This window comes from Streptomyces sp. 4N124, assembly GCF_052245395.1.
In the GTDB taxonomy this organism is placed as follows: domain Bacteria; phylum Actinomycetota; class Actinomycetes; order Streptomycetales; family Streptomycetaceae; genus Streptomyces.
Genome location: NZ_JBQQBS010000021.1, coordinates 115,349 through 133,739, shown reverse-complemented (window position 1 = coordinate 133,739; position 18,391 = coordinate 115,349). Strand labels below are relative to the sequence as shown.

Here is an 18,391-nt window from a genome sequence, read left to right as displayed (position 1 = left end):
GGCTCAGCCCTCCCCACCAGAAGCGACAGGAGCGACAGGAGTGGCGACCCGCATCAGCAGGCGGCACGCCTTGTCCCCGTCCCGCAGACAGCTCTCGGCCCGGTTCTCCGTCAGGGTCACGCCGAGTCCCTCGGACCAGCCCGCGTGGATGTCGGTGCACGGGCACCGGTAGCCCTCCAGCGAACCGGACATCCGCACCATGGTGATGGCGAAGTTCCGCCGCAGGGTGAGCACGATCAGGTCGTCACCCTCCACCTCGGTGGAGGCGTTGCGCAGTTCCGGCGGGAACATGCGGTCCCCGCAGTCGTCGTAGCGGCGGCGCAGCTCCTCCAGGTCCTTGCCGCTGTCGCCGGTGCCGGGGAGCGGGCCGCTCCGGCGAGCGACCTGCTGCGCGACCTTGAGGGCGACCTTGCGCATCGCCTCGGCGTTGATCTCGTTCGCGGCCTGCTGCCCGAACCGCGCGGCCACTCCCTGGTACCAGTTGGCGTCGTGCTGCCACCACAGCCGGTACGCCTCCGACGCCCGGGCGCGGTGGTTGACTTCGTCGGCACCCGTTTCCGTACTCATGCGAGCTCCTTGGCGGCGAAGCGGTCGCGCATCACGCGTTTGAGGACCTTGCCGGTGGCGCCCTTGGCCACGTCGTCGGGCTTCATCGGCACGGCCCGGGTCACCGGGGGGAATCCGGCTCCCGACAGGACCGCGTTGACCCGCCCGGTCCACGCCTCGTCGCCGTCTCTGTCGTCGTTGTCGTCGGCGCCGTCGTGCGTGAGCTGGAGCAGCGCGTACGCCTCGGCTTCTCCGTCGCCGTCCCAGTCCGCCCGTACGCCGGCCGGGGCGACCCCGACGACGGTGCAGTCGGCCAGTTCGGGCAGCTCCCGCAGCAGCAGTTCCTCGGTGCGGGTGCTGAACAGGATTCCGTCGCGGGTCCGGATGGCGTCGGTCGCCCTGTCCAGGTGGTAGAAGTTGCCTTCCTCGTCCTGGTAGGCGAGATCCCCGGGAAGCCAGTAGCCGCCCAGCCGCATCCGGTTCCAGGTCAGCGAGTCGTTCCAGTAACCGGGCGTGATCGTCGGCGACTTCAGGCCGAGGCGGCCGATCTCCCCGGGCGGCAGCGGGGTGCCGTCCTCGGCGAGCACGGCGGCCTCGGCGAAGCTGAACGGCTTGCCGATGCAGCGTGAGTACGCGGAGGTGTCCTTGGTGTGCCGGTTGTGGAAGATCGAGTGGCCGACCTCGGAGGAGCCGAGCCCGTCGATGAAGACGGAACCCTCGACCCGCCTGCGGCGCAGAACCCCGCCGTCCCTGCTGATCTCCTCGCGAACGCCATGCCGCACCAGGGCCCGGATATGCGCCTCGTGCGCCGCGTCGCCGGTGTTGAACCACACCTCGACGCTGGACAGGTCACGGGCCTCCAGGTTCTCCCCGGCCATCTCACCGAAGGTTCCGGCGAAGGCCAGTACCGTGCTCGGCCGGAACTCCTCGATGGCGTCGAGCACTTCGGTGCCGCGCTGGCTGGAGAGCAGCTTGATGTCCGCGCGCAGCAGCAGGCAGTACAGCAGAGTCGCGATGGAGGCGTTGTGCGGGCCCGGCAGCGCCACCAGGGTGCGCGCCATGTCGGCTCCGGTGGAGTAGCGCAGCCGGTGCACCTGCGAGTACATGAGCGTCCGGTGGGTGTGCGGCACGCCCTTGGGCATGCCGGTGGTCCCGGAGGAGTGCGAGATGATCACCGGGTCGGTGGGGTCGTGCCGGTACGGGTACGACTGCGGCAGCCGCTCGCGGAACTCCGGCCCGATCACGTCGGCGGTCACGCAGAAGCCGAGCCCCGACTCCGGGCCCGACAGCACGGAGTGGTGCTCGGCGTCCGTGAACGCGCCCACCGCACCCTGACGGCGCACGTACTCGCGGGCGATCTCGGGGCGCAGGTTGCCGTTGACGAGCGACGGGATCGCGCCGAGAGACGTCAGGGCCAGGTAGTTCACCGCGTTCTCGGCACTGGAGTGGGAGTGCACGGCGACCGGGTCGCGGGGTGCCACGCCGTGGGCCGCGTACCAGCCCGCGTACGTCTCGACGACCTCGCAGAGCTGACGTAGCGTCAGCACCTCGGGACGGCGGCCGTCCGGCGTCTGCCAGTTGCCGTCCGTCCGCAGCACGGGCTCGTCGAGCGGGCGGCCGTACGCCTTCAGGCGCTCCAGGATGTTGCCGGCGCCGAGTTCGGTGTCGGAGCAGATCCGTGCCCGCTCCTGCCTACTGATGAGCATGGTTCTCCGTCTCGTTCCTTGCTTCAGCGCCGGCGGTGAGGATGAATGCGGGCGACCGGGGCTCGGTCACCAGGAGGTGGCTGCCGCCGTCCCGCAGCAGTCGGCGGTGGGCGGCGGCCAGGTCGAACAGGCCCTGGATGCTTCCGGGATGCCCGGCCGCCCCTGTGTCGTCGGCGTCGTACGCCTCGGCCGACCGGACCGACACCGGTGCCTCGCCTCCGGGACGGCCCAGCAGCACTGCCGCCGCCAGGCCGGCGGTCGCGGGCAGGTCCGGGACCGGGCGGCCGCTGTCGGCGGCCAGTTCCCGGTACGCGGCGGCCAGCCGCTCGCCACCTCCCAGCTCCACGCCCAGCACCAGGACCCGGTCCAGCTCCGGGTCCTCCAGCAGCAGATCGGCCATGGCCAGCAGTTCGGCCACGGGGTCGTCGAGAGTGGAGAGGCTGAACGTCTGCCCGGTGATCCCGAACTCCTGGCTCGTATAGCCCAGTACGGCATTGGCGGTGGCCTGCATGAACAGCAGCGGGTTGTGGACCCGGCCGGAGACCATGCGCCGGCTGGCCAGGTCCGCCGTCGTGGTGTCCCCCATCAGGGTGGCCAGCGCCACGGCGGTACGTGCGCCGTCCCCGGGCCGTTCGGTCAGGCACTGCCTGCTGACCTCGTACGCCAGCGGGCTGAAGGCCGACTCCACGAAGCCGGGCAGTCGCGGCAGCGGGATGTCTGTGTTGTCTGCGTTGGCCTCGGACTCGGGCTGCCCGGTGCCGTGGGTCGCGGTGGCGGTCGCGAGGATGCCGAGGGGCGAGCGGAGTACCGTCTTCTCGATCTTCTCCGTCGTCATGGCCGCTCCAGCACGAGTGCGGTGTTGGCGCCCCCGAAGGCGGCGTTGATGGTGAGGGCCCGGCGCGGGTCGGCCTGGCGCGGCTGGTTCGGTACGTAGTCCAGGTCGCATTCGGGGTCCGCGCGGCCGAATCCGGCGGTCGGCGGCAGTACGCCGTCCATCAGGGCCAGCATCGTGATCACGAACTCCACGACGCCCGCCGCCTCCAGGAGGTGGCCGGTGGTGCTCTTGGTGGAGCTGACCGGTATCGACTCGGCCCGCTCCGGGAAGGCGGCTCGCAGTCCTCGGGTCTCGGCACCGTCGTTGTACTTGGTGCCGGTGCCGTGGGCGTTGACATAGCCGAGGGTCGCGCCGTCCGGGTCGCCGGCGAGCCGCAGCGCCTGGCGTGCCGCGCGGGCCAGGCCGACACCCTCCGGGTGCGGCTGGGCGATGTGGTGGGCGTCCGTGGCCGCGCCCCAGCCCGCGATGGTCGTCAGCGGCCGGGCACCGCGGCGCCGGGCGTGCTCGGCGGACTCCAGCACGACGGCCGCCACCCCGTCACCGAGCAGCAGCCCGCTGCGGTCGGCGCTGAACGGGCGCACCATGCCGTCGCGGGACAGTGCCCGGCCGGAGTCGAACTTGCCGAAGGTCTCCTCCTCCACCAGGTATCCGCCCGCGCAGACCGCCGTGTCGATCCGGCCGGAGGAGATCAGCCGGCACGCGTGGATGATCGCGGCGGCGGAGGCGACACAGGCATTGGTGAAGGTGAGCCGCGGCCCGGTGAGCCCGAGGCCGCCGGCCAGCAACTCGGTTAGGTGCGCGGGCACGGCGTCGGCGTTCCGGCCCGTTGCGCTGTCCGGGCCGTTCGGGTCGCCTGGACTGTCCGGGACGGGCTCTGGGGATGGGGACGGGGAGTCGGCGGCGGTTCGCCAGTAGCGGGTGACGCTGGTGTGGTCCCCGGCGACGCCGAGCAGGACCGCCGCCTCCGTGCCCGGGCTCAGGCCGGCCATGTCGAGGGCTTCCGCGCCGCACCGGGCGAGCGCGTGCCGCAGCGCCCAGTCCTCGACAGCGTCGGGTCCGTCCGGGGCTGCGGCAGCCATCGGCGTACGGTACGGGCCGGTGTCGAACCTCGTGGTGGGTCCGAACGAGGGGACGCCCGCGAAGACCCCGCGCCGGAGGGCCTCGGCGCCCGTACCGAACGCGGTGCGTACGCCGAAACCGGTCACCGTCACCTCACCGCTCATCGCCGCCGCCTCCCTCCGCCCGGTCCGTCTGGGCGGCGCGCAGAAACGCGGTGAGCCGCCGGAGCGAGGTCAGCCCGGCGATGTCCTCGTCGGTGGGCTCCACGACCAGGCCATAGCGCTCCTCCACCACGTGCAGCAGCCACACCAACCCGAGGGAATCCAGGACCAGTTCGGCATCCTCGCCCAGGTCGTCCGGCAACCCGGGGAAGATCTTGCGGTCCGACAGCAGCTCCCGGACGGTGTCGGTCGTGATGGCGGACAGCGAGGAGCCCGCGTCGCTGGCCGTGGCTCCCGCGCTCATGCCTTCGCACCGCGTCGGACGACCTCGGCGACGAGTCCGCCGAGGGTCAGGGAGGCCAGGGACTCGATGTCGGTGTCCGGGATCTCCACTCCGAACCGCGTCTCCAGCCGCAGGGTGAGCTCGATGAGGCTCAGTGAGTCCACATCCAGCCCGCCGACGGTCACCGGACTCTCGTCCGTGATGCCGTCGCGGCTCGTCAGGATGTTCATCTCGTCGATGACAGAGGCCAGGACGAACTCGCGGATCTCGTCTTCCAAGGTTGACGTACTCATGATCAGAATCTCCAGTGAGTGGTTCACGTGAGTGAGTTGGGCGCCCCTTCATGCGGGCGCCAGGGGGACGCGCCCCTTTAGGGGCGCGGGGAACTGCGCGACCAGCCACAACGCACCCGCAGACAACAAACAACCGGCGTACCCCGGCTCACCCAGCGGAGCGAAGCGCATCCGCCTGGCGCACCAGCTTTCCGTTGGACGTGCGGGGCAAGGACTCCAGGACCCGGATCACCCGCGGCAACTTGTAGTCGGCCAGCCGCTCCCGGCACCAGCGCAGCAACTCCTCGGCGGAGGGCGGCTCGTACCCGGCGGCCACCGCGACATACGCCTCGGTCATGCCCTCGTGGACCAGGACCGCCTGCTCGACCGCCGGGTGCTCGCGGATCACGTTCTCGACCTCGGTGAGGTCCACCTTGAGCCCGCCGATCACGACGAGGGAGTCAGCGCGGCCGTGCACCCGGACCGCTCCTGTGCCGTCCACCGTGGCCCGGTCGCGGGTGTGCAGCCAGCCGTCCGCGTACTGCGTACCGCCCGAGTCGAAGAGATAGGGCGACTCGTCGAGGGCGACGTCCAGTTCGCCCTCGTGCTCACGCAGCACCACACCCGGTGCGGCCCGGCCGACCGACGGTCGCAGCGTGCCGCCGACGTCGATGGCGACGATGCCGGTCTCCGTGGTCCCGTACGCCTCGCCGACCGGTACGCCGTAGCGTTCGGCGAACCGTGCCGCGACCTCCGGGGGCATCAGCTCACCGCCCGACACCGCGATCCGCAGGTCGGGCAGTGCGGGGGGATCGACGGCGGCGGCGAGCAGTTCGTAGTGCATCGGCACCCCGAAGACGGCGGTGATCCGGTGTTCCACCGCGGTCCGCAGCAGGTCACGGGCGGAGACGCGGGGTGCGAAGACGACAGAGGCACCGGCCGCCAGCGAGTGCAGCAGCCCGCCGATCAGGCCGAAGCTGTGCGCCGTCGAACTGAGCAGCAGCAGCCGGTCGCCCTCGCCCGGCATGCCGGGGACCGCGGCGAACGCCTCCACCTCGGCGGCGAGCGAGCGGGCGGTCCTGCCGATCACCTTCGGCTTCCCGGTGGAGCCCGAGCTGAACTGGACCAGCCGGTGTCCGGTGGTGGCGGCCCGGCCGGTGCCGCGGCGCTCGGTGACGACCTCGTACTCGGGCCGGAAACCGAACGTCGCCCGGACGTTGACACCGGCGCTGACCATGAACTGCGGCCGGCAGGACACGCAGAGCGCCTCCACCTCGGCCGGTTTGAGCCGGAAGTCGAAGAGCAGCACCTGGGCGCCCAGCCGCCACAGCGCGAGCAGCACCTCGACCTGGGTGAAGCTGGGCGGCGTCCGCAGGCCCACCGTGCTGCCGGGGCCGATGCCGTATCCGGCGAAGACGGCGGCCTGCTTGCCGACCCGCTCCCTCAACTCGGCCCGGGTGACGGTCTCCTGCTGGTGCGTCAGATACCGCAGTCCGTCGTCCCGCGCGTCGAACAGCCGCTGGATGAAGGGACCCATCTCGTCGTCCGCGTCATCCACGAGGTCAACTGACTCACCCATCAGACCTCCTTGCAGAACTCGCCGATCGGCAGGCCCACATGGCGCTTGTCCTGGGCCAGATAGCCGAGCAGCTCGTCGCCGGTCTGCAGTTCGGTGACGTTGAGGACCTTCCCGCCCGGGCCGAGCACCCGTACGTGCCAGTCGTCCTGCACCGTCAGGCTGACCAGCTGTCCGTCCTCGGCGTGGGTGCGGATCTCAAGGAGCGGCCGGGATTCGAGTTTGGCCCGGCCGACCACGACCCGCCGGGTGCGGCCGTCGGCGCCGACCGCCAGCAGGGCCATCCCGGAGCCGACCTCGCTCAGGTAGCTGGTGCGGTTTTCGGGCCCCAGCGTGTACGAGTGCAGGGCACCGGCGTTGACCCGGAACGGCCTGGTCGGCATGTACGGCAGCGGATGGGTCTCGCTGCAGCAGAGCACGAACCCGGAGGAGTACGAGCCGACGAGGATGCCTTCGTCCTCATCGAAGTGCGAGCAGGTGTCCACGCAGACCCGGTCGCCGAGCCCGACGTGCCGGATGCTCTCCACGGTCAGCGTGGACAGCTCCAGCTGGGGCGTGGTGGCCTCCAGCAGCCGTGCCAGCGCGAACACCTCGTCGGCGCTGCGGGGCGCGTAGAGGATGCCGTCCGAGCCGCGCTCAAGGACGTCGAAGACGATCGCGGCCTCTTCCAGATCGTCGACGACCGTCACCAGCTTGCCGTCGGCGGAGTCCGCTGCGGCGAGCACGATCTCCAGAGGGATCTTGGTCGGGTCGGCGAAGTGGATGACGGTGTACGGCAGCGCCACGGCGCCCGCGCACGACAGTTGCAGGGTGCGGTCGTCCCGTACGTCGATGAGGCCGACGGCGGGTGTGCCATCGGCGGCACGGTTGTCGGCGGCGAGCGCGTCCAGCTCGTCCTGGGTGCTGAACTGCCGCAGCAGGACGTCGATTCCGGCTCCGGCCGGGGAAGTGACGGCGGCTGAGGAAGTGGCGTCGACCGCGGACTTCGCCTCCTTGGCGCCCTTGGCGTTCTTCGTGCCCCCGGTGCCCTGCGCCTCCTTGTCGCCCGGCTTCTTCGCGCCGGCCGTGGCCGGACTCGCGGGGACCAGCACCCGGGTGATGGTCGGGGGCAGCGTCCCGAGCAGCTCGGCATCGGTGGCCAGCACCCCGGCCATCCGGGTGTGGATGGCCGCGTCCACCACCGCCTGGAGCTGCGGCCGTGGGACTTCACGGAGATCGATCCACGCGAACCTCATGCGACACCTGCCCCGATCGTCGAGTAATGAGTCATGCCCATGTCATTGGTCGTTCCGTCTGGATGCGTCGCCTGCCTGGTGTCCTCCGGCGTGGTGCCGCCCGCGCCGCGGCCGTGCACGACCGCGGCGAGCCCAGCCACCAGAGAGGCGGGCGAGGGGGCCGAAAAGATCCGGCGACCGACGGCCAGCCCCTGACAGCCGGAGGCCATCACCGCGGTGCCGTACTCGATGAGGTCGGAGCCGTCCGGCGGCCCTCCGGCCGCCAGGACCGGGATGGGGCTGTGGGCCACCACCTCGCCCATCCGCTCGAGCGGCAGGGCGACAGAGGTCTTCACCATGTCGGCGCCCAGGTCCGCGGCGACATTGACCAGATGCGCGAGGAGGGCGGGATCGCGCGGGTTGTCGATCCGAGGGCCCCGCGGGTAGATCATCGCGATCAGCGGCATGCCCCAGTCATCACAGGAGCGGGCCACCGCCCCCAGATCCGCGAGCTGCTGACCCTCGGTGTCCGAGCCGATGTTCACATGGACGCTGACCGCGTCCGCGCCGAGCCGCAGCGCTTCCTCGACGTCGCCGACCAGCACCTTGGCATCGACATCGGCGGAGCAGGCGGTGCTGGCGCTCAGGTGCACCACCAGCGCGCAGCTTCTGAGGACCTCCGGCGCGAGGGCACGGGCACGTCCCTTGTGGACGATGATCCCGTCGGCCCCGCCGGCCACCAGCGCCCGCAACAGATCGTCCCATTGGCCGGCGGGGACGAGCGGGCCGTCCGACACGCTGTGGTCGAGCGGGACGAACAGATATCGGTCATCACCCGCCAACGACAGTCTTCGTAGACGCAATGACTTGCCAGTTTTCAGCATGGATAATGCGCCTCCCCAGCCCAAAAGGCTGAATGGCAAAGGTCCGGCAGCGGCTTTCCCGTTTGGGGTTCCGGTGTCCGAAAAACGATGGTCGTAGAACTTTCAAGTTCAACCCCGCGTAAGCATTCATGGGCGATCTCCGGTTTGGCAAGGTGTGATCCCGGGTGAATTTCTATGCCAAAGGCTGCAAGAATATTGAAAGCGAATTGACAGGAATGATGGGGTTGACGGCGCCGAGGTGTGGTGTTCGTGGTGGATTTGTGCAGTAAATGGTCAGAAGGTGGGCACGGCGTGCTGTATACACACTCAGACGGCCTCCCCCTGCTCGCAGCCGCATCGAGGCCCTATTGTTTGTTGGTGCCACGTGTCAACGGGCTCTTATTCTTTCGCGGATCCCGGCGACCTTGTTCGGCGAATCGGACGAGGCGGCAACCTTGTTGAAATTGAATTCCCGGGATTAGGGTGACAGGCGCACTCCGGTTCGTGTTACATGCGAGGCCGTCCCCCACCTGGACCCGGACCGTTCCCCCGCTCCGGGCGTACCGGAAGTGATCCCCCATGCCCGATTCGACTTCCAAGACCGTTCCCGAGACCGCCGGCCCCAGACCGGCAGCGTCACCATCGGCAGCCACGAAGGGCGAGGCGTCGCGGGTAGCCGTCGCGAGCCTGGTCGGCACCACGATCGAGTACTACGACTTCGCCGTGTACGGCACCGCCGCCGCGCTCGTCCTCGGACCTGCCTTCTTCCCCTCCGGCAATGCCACCGCTTCCTCCCTGGCCGCGTTCCTCACGTTCGCCGCGGCCTTCCTCTCCCGCCCTCTCGGCGTCGTACTGTTCGGGACGATCGGTGACCGGCTGGGCCGCCGACGGGCCCTGGTCATCTCGCTGTTACTCATGGGTGTGGCGACGGTCGGCGTCGGACTGCTGCCGACGTACGAGACCGCCGGACTCCTCGCTCCCGTACTGCTGGTGACGCTCCGTCTGCTGCAGGGCGTGAGCATGGGCGGCGAGTGGGGCGGGGCGGTGCTGCTCGCCGCGGAGCACGCGCCACCCGGACGCCGCGCGCTGTACGCGGCCATCCCGAACGTCGGCCCCTCGCTCGGCTTCCTCCTCTCCACCGCCGTCATCCTGCCCACCCTCAACATCGCCGGCCAGGACGGCTTCGCGGACGGCGCCTGGCGGATCCCGTTCCTGCTCAGCATCGTGCTCTTCGTGATCGGCCTGTGGGTGCGGTCGACGGTCTCCGAGTCACCGGTGTTCAGCTCGGCGGCCGGCCGTACGGCACCCGCACCCGCACCCGTGTCCCGTTTTCCGCTCGGTGCGCTCCTCAAGCAGCACCCCGGCCGGCTGCTGCTCGGCACCGGCGCGGCGATCGGCGGCTCGGCCGTCTACTACCTGACGATCGTCTACAGCCTGTCGTACGCGCCGCAGTCGCTCGGCATCTCCCGGAACACGATGCTGACCGCCGCGAGCATCGGCGCGGCGGCCGGAATCGCCGTCACCCTCCCGATCGCCAGGCTGGCCGACCGGATCGGCCGTCGCCCCCTGATGCTCACCGGAGCCATCGGCAGTGTGGTGTGGGCCGTGCCGATGTACGCGTCGCTGAGTTCACGCAACGCCCTGGTGATCACCGGCGCCTACACCGTCGGACTCATGCTGCTGGCGGTGATGTTCTCCCCCATGGCAACCTTCCTCGCCGAACTCTTCCCCGCCCGCCTGCGCTACACCGGAGCCTCCGCCACCTTCATCCTCGCCAACACCCTCGGTGGCGGCTTCGCCCCGACCATCGCCACCTGGCTGAACAGCCACTGGGACTCCCCGCTCGTACTGGGCTTCTACACCGGCGGCCTCTGCCTGCTGAGCCTCCTGTGCCTACTCGCCCTGCCGGAGACCCGCGACCACGAATTCGACGCCTGACTGGCTGACAGTTCGTATCCCTGCCCCACCCGGCGGACCTCACCACCCGGCCTGTCGGACCGGGGTTCGACGCTCTGACGTTACGTCACGACGAGGAGACCGGCAGGACATCCGGTGACAGCGCCGCCGCGTGTGCCGTCGCCGCGGTCATACGGCGGCGATGGTGGCGGCGGCACAGGACTTCGTAGCCGATGTCGTCCGCCTGGTTGACGTCGCCGACGACGACCTGGGCACCCTCGACGACCATCGCGCCGCCTATCGTGCGGGCGTTGTGCGTGGCGCGGGCGCCGCACCAGCACAGGGCCTCGACCTGGAGGACCTCGACCCGGTCGGCGAGTTCGACGAGGCGCTGGGACCCCGGGAACAGCTTGGAGCGGAAGTCGGTCGTGATGCCGAAGGCGTAGACATCGAGGCCCAGATCGTCGACCACGCGCGCGAGTTGGTCGATCTGCTCCGGCGCGAGGAACTGCGCCTCGTCCGCGATGACGTAGTCCGCGCGGCCACCGTGGGAGAGGTGGTCGACGAGGTAGGCGTACAGGTCCTGCCGGTCCTCGACCTCCACCGCGTCCGTGACCAGCCCGAGCCGGGACGACAGCTTGCCCTCGCCCGCACGGTCGTCGCGCGTGAAGATCACGCCCTGCAGTCCGCGCGCCGAACGGTTGTGCTCTATCTGGAGAGCCAGCGTCGACTTCCCGCAGTCCATCGTTCCGGAGAAGAACACCAGCTCGGGCATGGGGAGGTGAGCACCTTTCGGCAAAGATCTACGAGAGTGGGCGTCAGGAGCGTACTTCGAGCAGCGGGACCAGCTGCTCGGCAGGGGTCATCGAGCCGTGGTTGCCGACCATCGCCGACTCCTTCGGCTCCCGCTCCGAGGCGATGATCAGTACGTCGTCCCGTGCCGCCGCGACGACGTCGCCGATCCGGTCGTACACCCGCTCGTCGCATTCCCCGGGCTGCCCGAACCAGCCCGCCGCGATCGCCTCGTCCCGCGACGCCACCCAGAACTGCTCGCCGAGCACCTCGCGCCAGCAGGTCAGTACGTCGTTCTCGGCGCCCGGCACCGCGTAGACGTGGCGGGCGCGGCCCTCGCCGCCCAGCAGGGCGACACCGGCGCGCAGTTCCCAGTCCTCGTCGAAGTCGATGCGGTGCTGCTCGTCGAAGGGGACGTCGATCATGCCGTGGTCGGCGGTGACGTACAGCGCGGTGCGTGGCGGCAGTTGCTCGGCGAGGCGCTGGACCAGCCGGTCGACGTACATGAGCTGGCCGCGCCAGGTGTCGGAGTCGACGCCGAAGCGGTGGCCGGCGCCGTCGAGTTCGGCGTAGTACGTGTAGACGAGCGCGCGGTCGCCTGCGGCCAGTTGCTCGGCCGCGAGGTCCATGCGGTCCTCGCCGGTCAGCCGCCCGTGGAACGTTCCGCCGCTGAGCGCCACCTTCGTCAGCGGCGTGTTCTGGAAGGCGGGAGAGGACACCTGCGCCGCGTGCACGCCCGCGTCCTGGGCCAGCTGGAAGACCGTGGGGTACGGCTGCCAGGGGCGCGGCGCGGTCCACGGATGCCAGCGCAGCTGGTTCATCAGCTCGCCGGTGGCCGGATTACGGACGGTGTATCCGGGCAGGCCGTGGGCGCTCGGCGGCAGGCCGGTGCCGACGGAGGCGAGGGAGGTCGCGGTGGTCGCCGGGTATCCGGCGGTGATCGGACGGCCCGTGCCCCCGCGCGAGCTGCTGATGAGGGAGGTCAGGAAGGGCGCCTCCTGCGGGTGCGCCTTCAGCTGCTCCCAGCCGAGGCCGTCGATCAGGAACACGCAGTTGCGGTCGGCGGCGGTCAGCTCCGGAATGGTGGCGGTCATTCCGGGTACGTCCATGCCGGCGGCCAGTGTGGGGAGCAGGTCGGCGAGTGAGCCGCTGCCGTACTCGGGCCGGGGGGCGGAGTCGACGGTGAGGGGTTCCGGGTGGGTGTCCCAGGCTGGCTGAACCATCAGCTGTCGAGATCCGCGGTCGCCTCGGAGAGCGACTGGGCGAAGGCGAGAGCCTGACGGACCGTCTCCGGGCCGTCGCCGGCCTCGCTGACCCGCAGACTGAGGTCGTCGGCCGTGGAACTGCCCGTGTAGCCGTGGTCGGCCTCGCAGTTGGGGTCGCCGCAGGCGGCGGGCTCCAGGTCGAGCCGGGAGACGGCGCCCCAGCCGATGGTCAGCACGACCTCGCGGGGCAGCGTGCCCGGCGTGTACGACTCCGGGTTGGCGACGACCCGGCTGACCACGACGGACGAGATCCGGCTGAGCTTGACCGACTCGGTGGAGGTCGTGGCGTACGGCGTCGGGGAGGTGCTGTCGGCCGCCTGCTCGTCGGTGTGGCTGACGATGAAGCGGTTGCCGGTGAGGACGAGCACCGTCACATGCCGCCGCACCTCGTTCTGGTCGAACGTGGTCTCCTGGTGGACCAGGAACGACCGCATGGGCTCGCCGCCCACAGCGGCCTCCACCGCCTCGGCCACGAGGGCCGGGTAGTAGCCGCTGCGCTCGATCGCCGCTCGCAGCCCCTGGGTCGTCGTACTGGTCTTGGCCATGACGCCATCCTACGGGGGGCCACTGACTGCGAGGCACCGGTCACGTCGGTCTCTAGTACGCCGGAAGCGTTCGCGGGCCGAGGTCGTCGCGGGCGGGCGGGGGTGCCAGCCGTACGGAGGCTCCGAGCACGCTGACTCCGCGCTGGGCCACTACGACCGGCTCCAAGGTCACCGCGACGACCTCCGGGTGGTCGTCCACCAGCCGCGACACCCTCAGCAGCAGTTCCTCCAGGGCCGGGGTGTCGACTGGCGTCGAGCCGCGCCAGCCGAACAGGAGCGGTGCCGTCCGGATCGACCGCACCAGCGAGGCCGCCTCCCGGTCGGTGACCGGGACGATCCGGTGCGCCGTGTCGTCGAGCAGCTGGGAGGCGGCCCCGGCGAGCCCGAACGACAGCACCGCCCCGGCCGCCGGATCGATCACCGCCCGTACGACGGTGTCCACCCCGCGCGGCGCCATCCCCTGCACCACCGGCCGCAACTCCTCCGGCTTCCCGAACAGCTCCGTCAACTCGGCGTAAGCCCTGCGCAGTTGCTCCTCGTCCGCCAGATCCAGCCGTACGCCGCCCAGATCGGCCCGGTGCCGCAGGTGCGGGGCCGTGGCCTTGAGGGCGACGGGGTAGCCGAGGGCGTCGGCGGCCATGGCGGCGTCATCGGGTGAAAGCGCGGGGAGAGCCCGGTGCACCCCGATCCCGTACTTCCCGAGCAGCTCGCACGTCTCCTCGGTCCCCAGGGTCAGCCCCTGCCCCCGCGCCAACAGCCCATCGATCAGCTGGGCAGCACCCTTCTCATCGATGTCCTCGTACTCGGGCACCTTGCCGGGTTCGGCGGCATCACGCCGCCACTGCGCGTACTTCACGGCTTCCCCGAGAGCACGGACGGCGCGCTCGGCGGCGGGATAGGCAGGGATGGGTTCCGCCCAGCCGCGGGCAGTCGTGCCGCCTGGGGCGGCACGGGTGGGCGCGGGCGGCGCCCCGTCAGCGCCGGGCTGCGCGACCCGCCCCCGCCCAGCGCCGACGCCGGATGCGCCGGAACCGGCCTGTGGTGCAGTACTCGCCGCAGCCGACAACGCCTCCGCCAGCCCCCCAAGCTCCACATGCACCACCAGCACCGGCTTCCCGGGAACCTCCGCCGCAGCCGACCGCAACGCCTCCGCCAACATCGCGTCCCCGACCGACGACTCCCCGATCGCCGGTATCGCCGTCACCACCACCGCATCGCACGCGTCATCCGCCAACACCCGCGACAACGCCGCATGGAAGTCCGCCGCGGTCGCCCCCGTGGTCAGGTCCAGCGGAGCCAACGGCCGCAGCCCCTCGGAGAGACACGCGTCGTACGTCAGCAACCCCAACGACTCCGAGTTCCCCAAGATCGCCACCCGAGGCCCCGCAGGCAGCGGCTGACGCGCGAGCAACAGCCCCGCATCGACCAGCTCGGTGATCGTGTCCACCCGGATCACCCCGGCCTGCCGCAGCAACGCGGAGACCGTGGCATGCGGCAACCGCGTCGCCCGCACCGCATGCCCCTGCGGCGCCGCACCGCCGTGCCGCGCACCCTGCACGACGACCAACGGCTTCGCCGCCGCCGTACGCCGGGCGAGCCGGGTGAACTTGCGAGGGTTGCCGATGGACTCCAGGTACATGAGGACGACGTCGGTCTCCGGGTCGTCGTACCAGTACTGCAGGACGTCGTTCCCGGACACGTCCGCCCGGTTGCCGGAGGACACGAAGGTGGACACGCCCGTGACCCCGGTGACCCCGCCCCCGCGCCGCTGCAGCCGGGACAGCAGCGCGATCCCGATGGCGCCGGACTGGGCGAAGAGCCCGATGCGGCCGGGGCGGGGCATCTCGGGGGCGAGGGACGCGTTCAGCCGTACGCCGTCGGACGTGTTGATGATCCCGAACGCGTTGGGGCCGATGATCCGCATGCCGTACGCGCGCGCGTGCCGTACGAGTTCCCGCTGCCGCTCACGCCCCTCGGGGCCGCTCTCGGCGTACCCGGCGGAGATCACGACGAGCCCCTGCACGCCGTGCTCGCCGCACTCGGTGACGACCTCGGGGACATGGTCCGCGGGCACGGCGACGACCGCGAGATCGACGGGCCCCTCGATGTCCCGCACGGAGCGGTAGGCCGGCACCCCGTCGAGTTCCTTGAGCTCCTCGGGGAGGGCCCTGTTCACGGCGTACAGACCGCCCGTGAACCCGGCGTCCCGGATGTTGCCGAGGACGCTGCGGCCCACGCCGCCGGGGGTGCGGCCGGCGCCGATGACGGCGACGGAGCCGGGCATCAGCAGCCGCTGCACGGACCGCGCCTCGGCGCGCTGCTCGCGCGCGTACTGCACGGCGAGCGACCGGTCGGTGGGTTCGAGGTCAAACTCCAGGCGTACGACGCCGTCCTCGAAGCTGCGCTTCTGGGTGTACCCGGCGTCCGTGAACACCTTGATCATCTTGGAGTTGGCGGGCAGCACCTCGGCGGCGAAGCGACGGATGCCGCGCTCGCGGGCGACGGCCGCGATGTGCTCGAGGAGGGCGGAGGCGACACCGCGCCCCTGATGGGCGTCCTGCACGAGGAAGGCGACCTCGGCCTCGTCGGCCGGCGCGGACGCGGGCAGCCCCTCGGCGCCGATGCGGTCATAGCGTACGGTGGCGATGAACTCGCCGCCGATGGTGGCCGCGAGTCCCACCCGGTCCACAAAGTCGTGGTGCGTGAAGCGGTGGACGTCCTTGGCGGACAGACGCGGGTAGGGCGCGAAGAAGCGGTAGTACTTCGACTCGTCCGAGACCTGCTCGTAGAAGCTGACCAGGCGCTCGGCGTCATCAACGGTGATGGGGCGGATGCGCGCGGTGCCGCCGTCGCGCAGCACCACGTCGGCTTCCCAGTGGGCGGGGTACTCGTGCCGGTCCGGCGCGCTCTGCATGGGGCCCAGAGTACGGCTCGCGTACGACAACGGCGCGAGGCAGTCTGTGGAGGACGGGAGTCGGGCCGAGGCCGCGGTCCGACGGCACTTCAAGGACGGGACGCAGGACCGTTCCGGCCTTGCTTCACGATATGGGAAACTGGTCTAGACAACCCTGAACACCTGAAGGGCAGCATCACATGGCTGAGCGCCGCGTCAACGTCGGCTGGGCCGAGGGTCTCCACGCCCGCCCCGCCTCCATCTTCGTCCGGGCCGCCACGGCCGCAGGGGTCCCCGTGACGATCGCCAAGGCCGACGGCAACCCCGTCAACGCGGCCTCCATGCTGGCTGTCCTCGGGCTCGGCGCCCAGGGCGGCGAGGAGATCGTGCTCGCCTCCGACGCCGAGGGCGCGGACGTCGCCCTCGACCGGCTGGCGAAGCTGGTCGCCGAGGGGCTCGAGGAGCTTCCCGAGACCGTCTGAGAAGCACAATTGAAGGGCTCGTCCGAATTTCCGGGCGAGCCCTTCGCATTTTCCGATCGCGGGCAGCAGAAATAATCCCCCGCGAATTAGACCCTCTTTGTATACGGCTCTTGTGTTAATGCCGCAGGCTCGTCATGTTTACGGCATGTTGCGAGTTCCTCACACGCTCCGTGCGCTCTCCCTGGACACCGAACCGCAGCCGGTGCACGACCGTCGAGCGCTCCGTGTGCTGCGCCGTGACCGCCCGCGCGCGCTCGCCGTCGCCGCGCGCCACCGCGTCGACGATCGCGCCGTGCTCCGCCCAGGACTCCACGGGGTTGGCCGGCGCCTCCACGGCGTACATCCAGGCGATCTTGTGCCGCAACTGGGTCAGCATCGAGGTCAGCGCGGGGCTGCCGGAGGCCTGGGCGAGCGTCTCGTGGAACCAGCCGCCCAGGGAGCGCAGATCCTCGCTGTTGCCCCTCCTGGCCCGCTCCTGCCCCAGCCTGACCAGGCCCCGCAGCACCTTGAGATGCGCCTCGGTGCGCCGCTGGGCGGCCCGGGAGGCGCCGAGCGGCTCCAGGAGCATGCGCATCTCCAGCAGGTCCGCGGCCTCCTGCTCGGTCGGTTCCGCGACGCACGCGCCCGCGTGCCGCCGGGTCACCACGAACCCCTCGGCCTCCAGCGTGCGCAGGGCCTCACGGACGGGGACGCGCGAGACGCCGTAGCGGCGCGCCAGGAGTTCCTCGGTGAGCCGGCTGCCGCGCTCGTAGACACCGGCGACGATGTCGTCCCGGATCGCCGTGCATACCGAGTGCGCCGGAATACGCATGACCGACCTCCGCTTTAATCCCCGTGAAACGTCGACGATTGACGCGTGTTCAGTGACTCTATGGCAATGAGCCGGAATTTCCGATGGCGGGCCGGAATCCATGGATATTTTTTGGACAGCCGGGGGTATGAAAGGCCGAAAGCCCCGGCTCGGGGAGCCGGGGCCTGGGGGCGCGGAGGGGTCTGCCGTCAGACGTTCACGCCGTGCGAGCGCAGGTAGGCGACGGGGTCCATGTCGGAGCCGTACTCCGCGGTCGTACGGGCCTCGAAGTGCAGATGCGCCCCGGTGACGTTGCCGGTCGCGCCGGAGAGCCCTATCTGCTGGCCAGGGGTGACGCTCTGGCCCACCGAGACGCCGATGGACGACAGGTGGCCGTACTGGGTGTACGTGCCGTCGTTCATCTTGATCACGACCTGGTTGCCGTACGAGCCCTCCCAGCCCGCCTCGACGACGGTGCCGCGGCCGACCGCGTGGACGGAGCTGCCGCTCGCGGCGTGGAAGTCGACGCCGGTGTGGCTGCCGGAGGACCACACGGAGCCGCCGGCTCCGTAGCCGGTGGAGACGTACGAGCCGGTGATCGGCAGGACGTAGCTGTTGAGGCGCTTGCGCTCGGCCTCGCGGGCGGCGCGCTCCTTGGCCTCGCGGGCCTGCTGCGCCCGCTCCGCAGCGGCCTTCTTCTTGGCCTCGGCGGCCTTCTTCGCGGCGGCGGCTTCTTCGGCGGCCTGCTGCTGGGCGGCGGCCTGTTCGGCGATCTGGTCGGCGGCGGCGCTGCTGAGGACCGGGATCAGGCCGGTCGTCTCGGCCGCCGGCTCGGCGGCGAGCGCGGGGGCGGCCAGGGTGCCGATGACGCCGGTGGTGGTGAGGGCCGCGACGCCCGCCGCGCGGGCGGTGGTGCGCTGGATACGGCTGGGACGGCGGTGCTTCCCGGTGGCGCGGGTGAACGCCATGTAGTGGCTGGTCCTTTCCTTCCTTCTCGCCTACCGGGTTAGCTGACGGGTTCGGAGCAGGAAGGTCTCCTACGGACCCCCTCGCGGCACGCGCGGGCGTCCGATTCACCCCAGGGACTACGTTGGTGGGTCCCCGGCTCCCCTGGCTCGCGCCGTGTGGGGACTCGGCGATGACTGTCCGGTGCCGCGGGTGCGGCGCAGTGCCTGACGGACAGCCCGGAAGACGCTAAACGGGACATCTTTCA

At 70.7% G+C, this 18,391-nt stretch carries 17 protein-coding genes and 1 riboswitch; of the genes, 2 read left to right on the top strand and 15 right to left on the bottom strand.

What is annotated here, in order from left to right; translation table 11 throughout:
• Positions 1–3: 3 nt before the first annotated feature.
• The 9 genes from ACTWQO_RS22450 to ACTWQO_RS22410 form a co-directional block, all read right to left on the bottom strand.
• Positions 4–567 (bottom strand): hypothetical protein, encoded by a 564-nt coding sequence (locus ACTWQO_RS22450; protein WP_443239122.1) that lies wholly within the window; start codon positions 565–567, stop codon positions 4–6.
• Complete coding sequence (locus ACTWQO_RS22445) at positions 564–2,252, bottom strand: AMP-binding protein (RefSeq protein ID WP_443239121.1); 1,689 nt, start codon at positions 2,250–2,252, stop codon at positions 564–566. The genes ACTWQO_RS22450 and ACTWQO_RS22445 overlap by 4 nt, the downstream gene beginning before the upstream one ends.
• Positions 2,239–3,087 (bottom strand): hypothetical protein, encoded by an 849-nt coding sequence (locus tag ACTWQO_RS22440; protein ID WP_443239120.1) that lies wholly within the window; start codon positions 3,085–3,087, stop codon positions 2,239–2,241. The genes ACTWQO_RS22445 and ACTWQO_RS22440 overlap by 14 nt, the downstream gene beginning before the upstream one ends.
• Positions 3,084–4,310, bottom strand: a complete 1,227-nt coding sequence (locus ACTWQO_RS22435; RefSeq protein WP_443239119.1) for a beta-ketoacyl-[acyl-carrier-protein] synthase family protein — start codon at positions 4,308–4,310, stop codon at positions 3,084–3,086. The genes ACTWQO_RS22440 and ACTWQO_RS22435 overlap by 4 nt, the downstream gene beginning before the upstream one ends.
• The gene (locus ACTWQO_RS22430; RefSeq protein WP_443239118.1) at positions 4,300–4,611 is read right to left on the bottom strand and encodes an acyl carrier protein; all 312 of its coding nucleotides are present in this window, start codon (positions 4,609–4,611) and stop codon (positions 4,300–4,302) included. Before ACTWQO_RS22430 ends, ACTWQO_RS22435 begins: the two co-directional genes overlap by 11 nt.
• Complete coding sequence (locus ACTWQO_RS22425) at positions 4,608–4,883, bottom strand: acyl carrier protein (RefSeq protein WP_443239117.1); 276 nt, start codon at positions 4,881–4,883, stop codon at positions 4,608–4,610. The genes ACTWQO_RS22430 and ACTWQO_RS22425 overlap by 4 nt, the downstream gene beginning before the upstream one ends.
• A gap of 148 nt (positions 4,884–5,031) precedes the next feature.
• Positions 5,032–6,441 (bottom strand): class I adenylate-forming enzyme family protein, encoded by a 1,410-nt coding sequence (locus ACTWQO_RS22420; protein WP_443239116.1) that lies wholly within the window; start codon positions 6,439–6,441, stop codon positions 5,032–5,034.
• Complete coding sequence (locus tag ACTWQO_RS22415) at positions 6,441–7,673, bottom strand: 3-dehydroquinate synthase II family protein (protein ID WP_443239115.1); 1,233 nt, start codon at positions 7,671–7,673, stop codon at positions 6,441–6,443. The genes ACTWQO_RS22420 and ACTWQO_RS22415 overlap by 1 nt, the downstream gene beginning before the upstream one ends.
• A complete protein-coding gene (locus ACTWQO_RS22410; RefSeq protein ID WP_443239114.1) occupies positions 7,670–8,536 on the bottom strand; it encodes a 2-amino-3,7-dideoxy-D-threo-hept-6-ulosonate synthase in 867 nt (288 codons plus the stop codon). Before ACTWQO_RS22410 ends, ACTWQO_RS22415 begins: the two co-directional genes overlap by 4 nt.
• A 558-nt stretch (positions 8,537–9,094) precedes the next feature.
• Between ACTWQO_RS22410 and ACTWQO_RS22405 the strand changes: the two genes are divergently transcribed.
• The gene (locus ACTWQO_RS22405) at positions 9,095–10,453 is read left to right on the top strand and encodes an MFS transporter (RefSeq protein ID WP_443239113.1); all 1,359 of its coding nucleotides are present in this window, start codon (positions 9,095–9,097) and stop codon (positions 10,451–10,453) included.
• Between the two features lie 85 nt (positions 10,454–10,538).
• Here ACTWQO_RS22405 and ACTWQO_RS22400 read toward each other — a convergent pair whose 3' ends face one another.
• Genes ACTWQO_RS22400 through ACTWQO_RS22385 form a run of 4 tightly spaced genes read right to left on the bottom strand, consistent with a single transcriptional unit; the run spans position 10,539 to position 15,927 of the window.
• On the bottom strand, positions 10,539–11,186 hold the full coding sequence (locus ACTWQO_RS22400; RefSeq protein ID WP_443239112.1) for a thymidine kinase: 648 nt from the start codon (positions 11,184–11,186) through the stop codon (positions 10,539–10,541).
• Between the two features lie 43 nt (positions 11,187–11,229).
• The gene (locus tag ACTWQO_RS22395; RefSeq protein ID WP_443239111.1) at positions 11,230–12,426 is read right to left on the bottom strand and encodes an alkaline phosphatase family protein; all 1,197 of its coding nucleotides are present in this window, start codon (positions 12,424–12,426) and stop codon (positions 11,230–11,232) included.
• Positions 12,426–13,013 (bottom strand): DUF5998 family protein, encoded by a 588-nt coding sequence (locus tag ACTWQO_RS22390; RefSeq protein ID WP_443239110.1) that lies wholly within the window; start codon positions 13,011–13,013, stop codon positions 12,426–12,428. Before ACTWQO_RS22390 ends, ACTWQO_RS22395 begins: the two co-directional genes overlap by 1 nt.
• A 52-nt stretch (positions 13,014–13,065) precedes the next feature.
• A complete protein-coding gene (locus tag ACTWQO_RS22385) occupies positions 13,066–15,927 on the bottom strand; it encodes a bifunctional acetate--CoA ligase family protein/GNAT family N-acetyltransferase (protein ID WP_443239109.1) in 2,862 nt (953 codons plus the stop codon).
• A 179-nt stretch (positions 15,928–16,106) separates the two neighbouring features.
• Between ACTWQO_RS22385 and ACTWQO_RS22380 the strand changes: the two genes are divergently transcribed.
• Positions 16,107–16,388 (top strand): HPr family phosphocarrier protein, encoded by a 282-nt coding sequence (locus tag ACTWQO_RS22380; RefSeq protein ID WP_053655224.1) that lies wholly within the window; start codon positions 16,107–16,109, stop codon positions 16,386–16,388.
• Between the two features lie 115 nt (positions 16,389–16,503).
• On the opposite strand, the gene ACTWQO_RS22375 is transcribed toward ACTWQO_RS22380, so the two are convergent.
• Together ACTWQO_RS22375 and ACTWQO_RS22370 are read right to left on the bottom strand one after the other, a co-directional pair.
• Positions 16,504–17,199, bottom strand: coding sequence for a GntR family transcriptional regulator (locus ACTWQO_RS22375; RefSeq protein WP_443239108.1), 696 nt, complete (start codon positions 17,197–17,199; stop codon positions 16,504–16,506).
• A 188-nt stretch (positions 17,200–17,387) separates the two neighbouring features.
• Entirely contained in the window at positions 17,388–18,146 is a 759-nt protein-coding gene (locus ACTWQO_RS22370; RefSeq protein WP_443239107.1) for a M23 family metallopeptidase, read from the bottom strand.
• 13 nt (positions 18,147–18,159) lie between these two features.
• A riboswitch (cyclic di-AMP (ydaO/yuaA leader) is annotated at positions 18,160–18,326 on the bottom strand.
• Positions 18,327–18,391 lie beyond the last annotated feature (65 nt).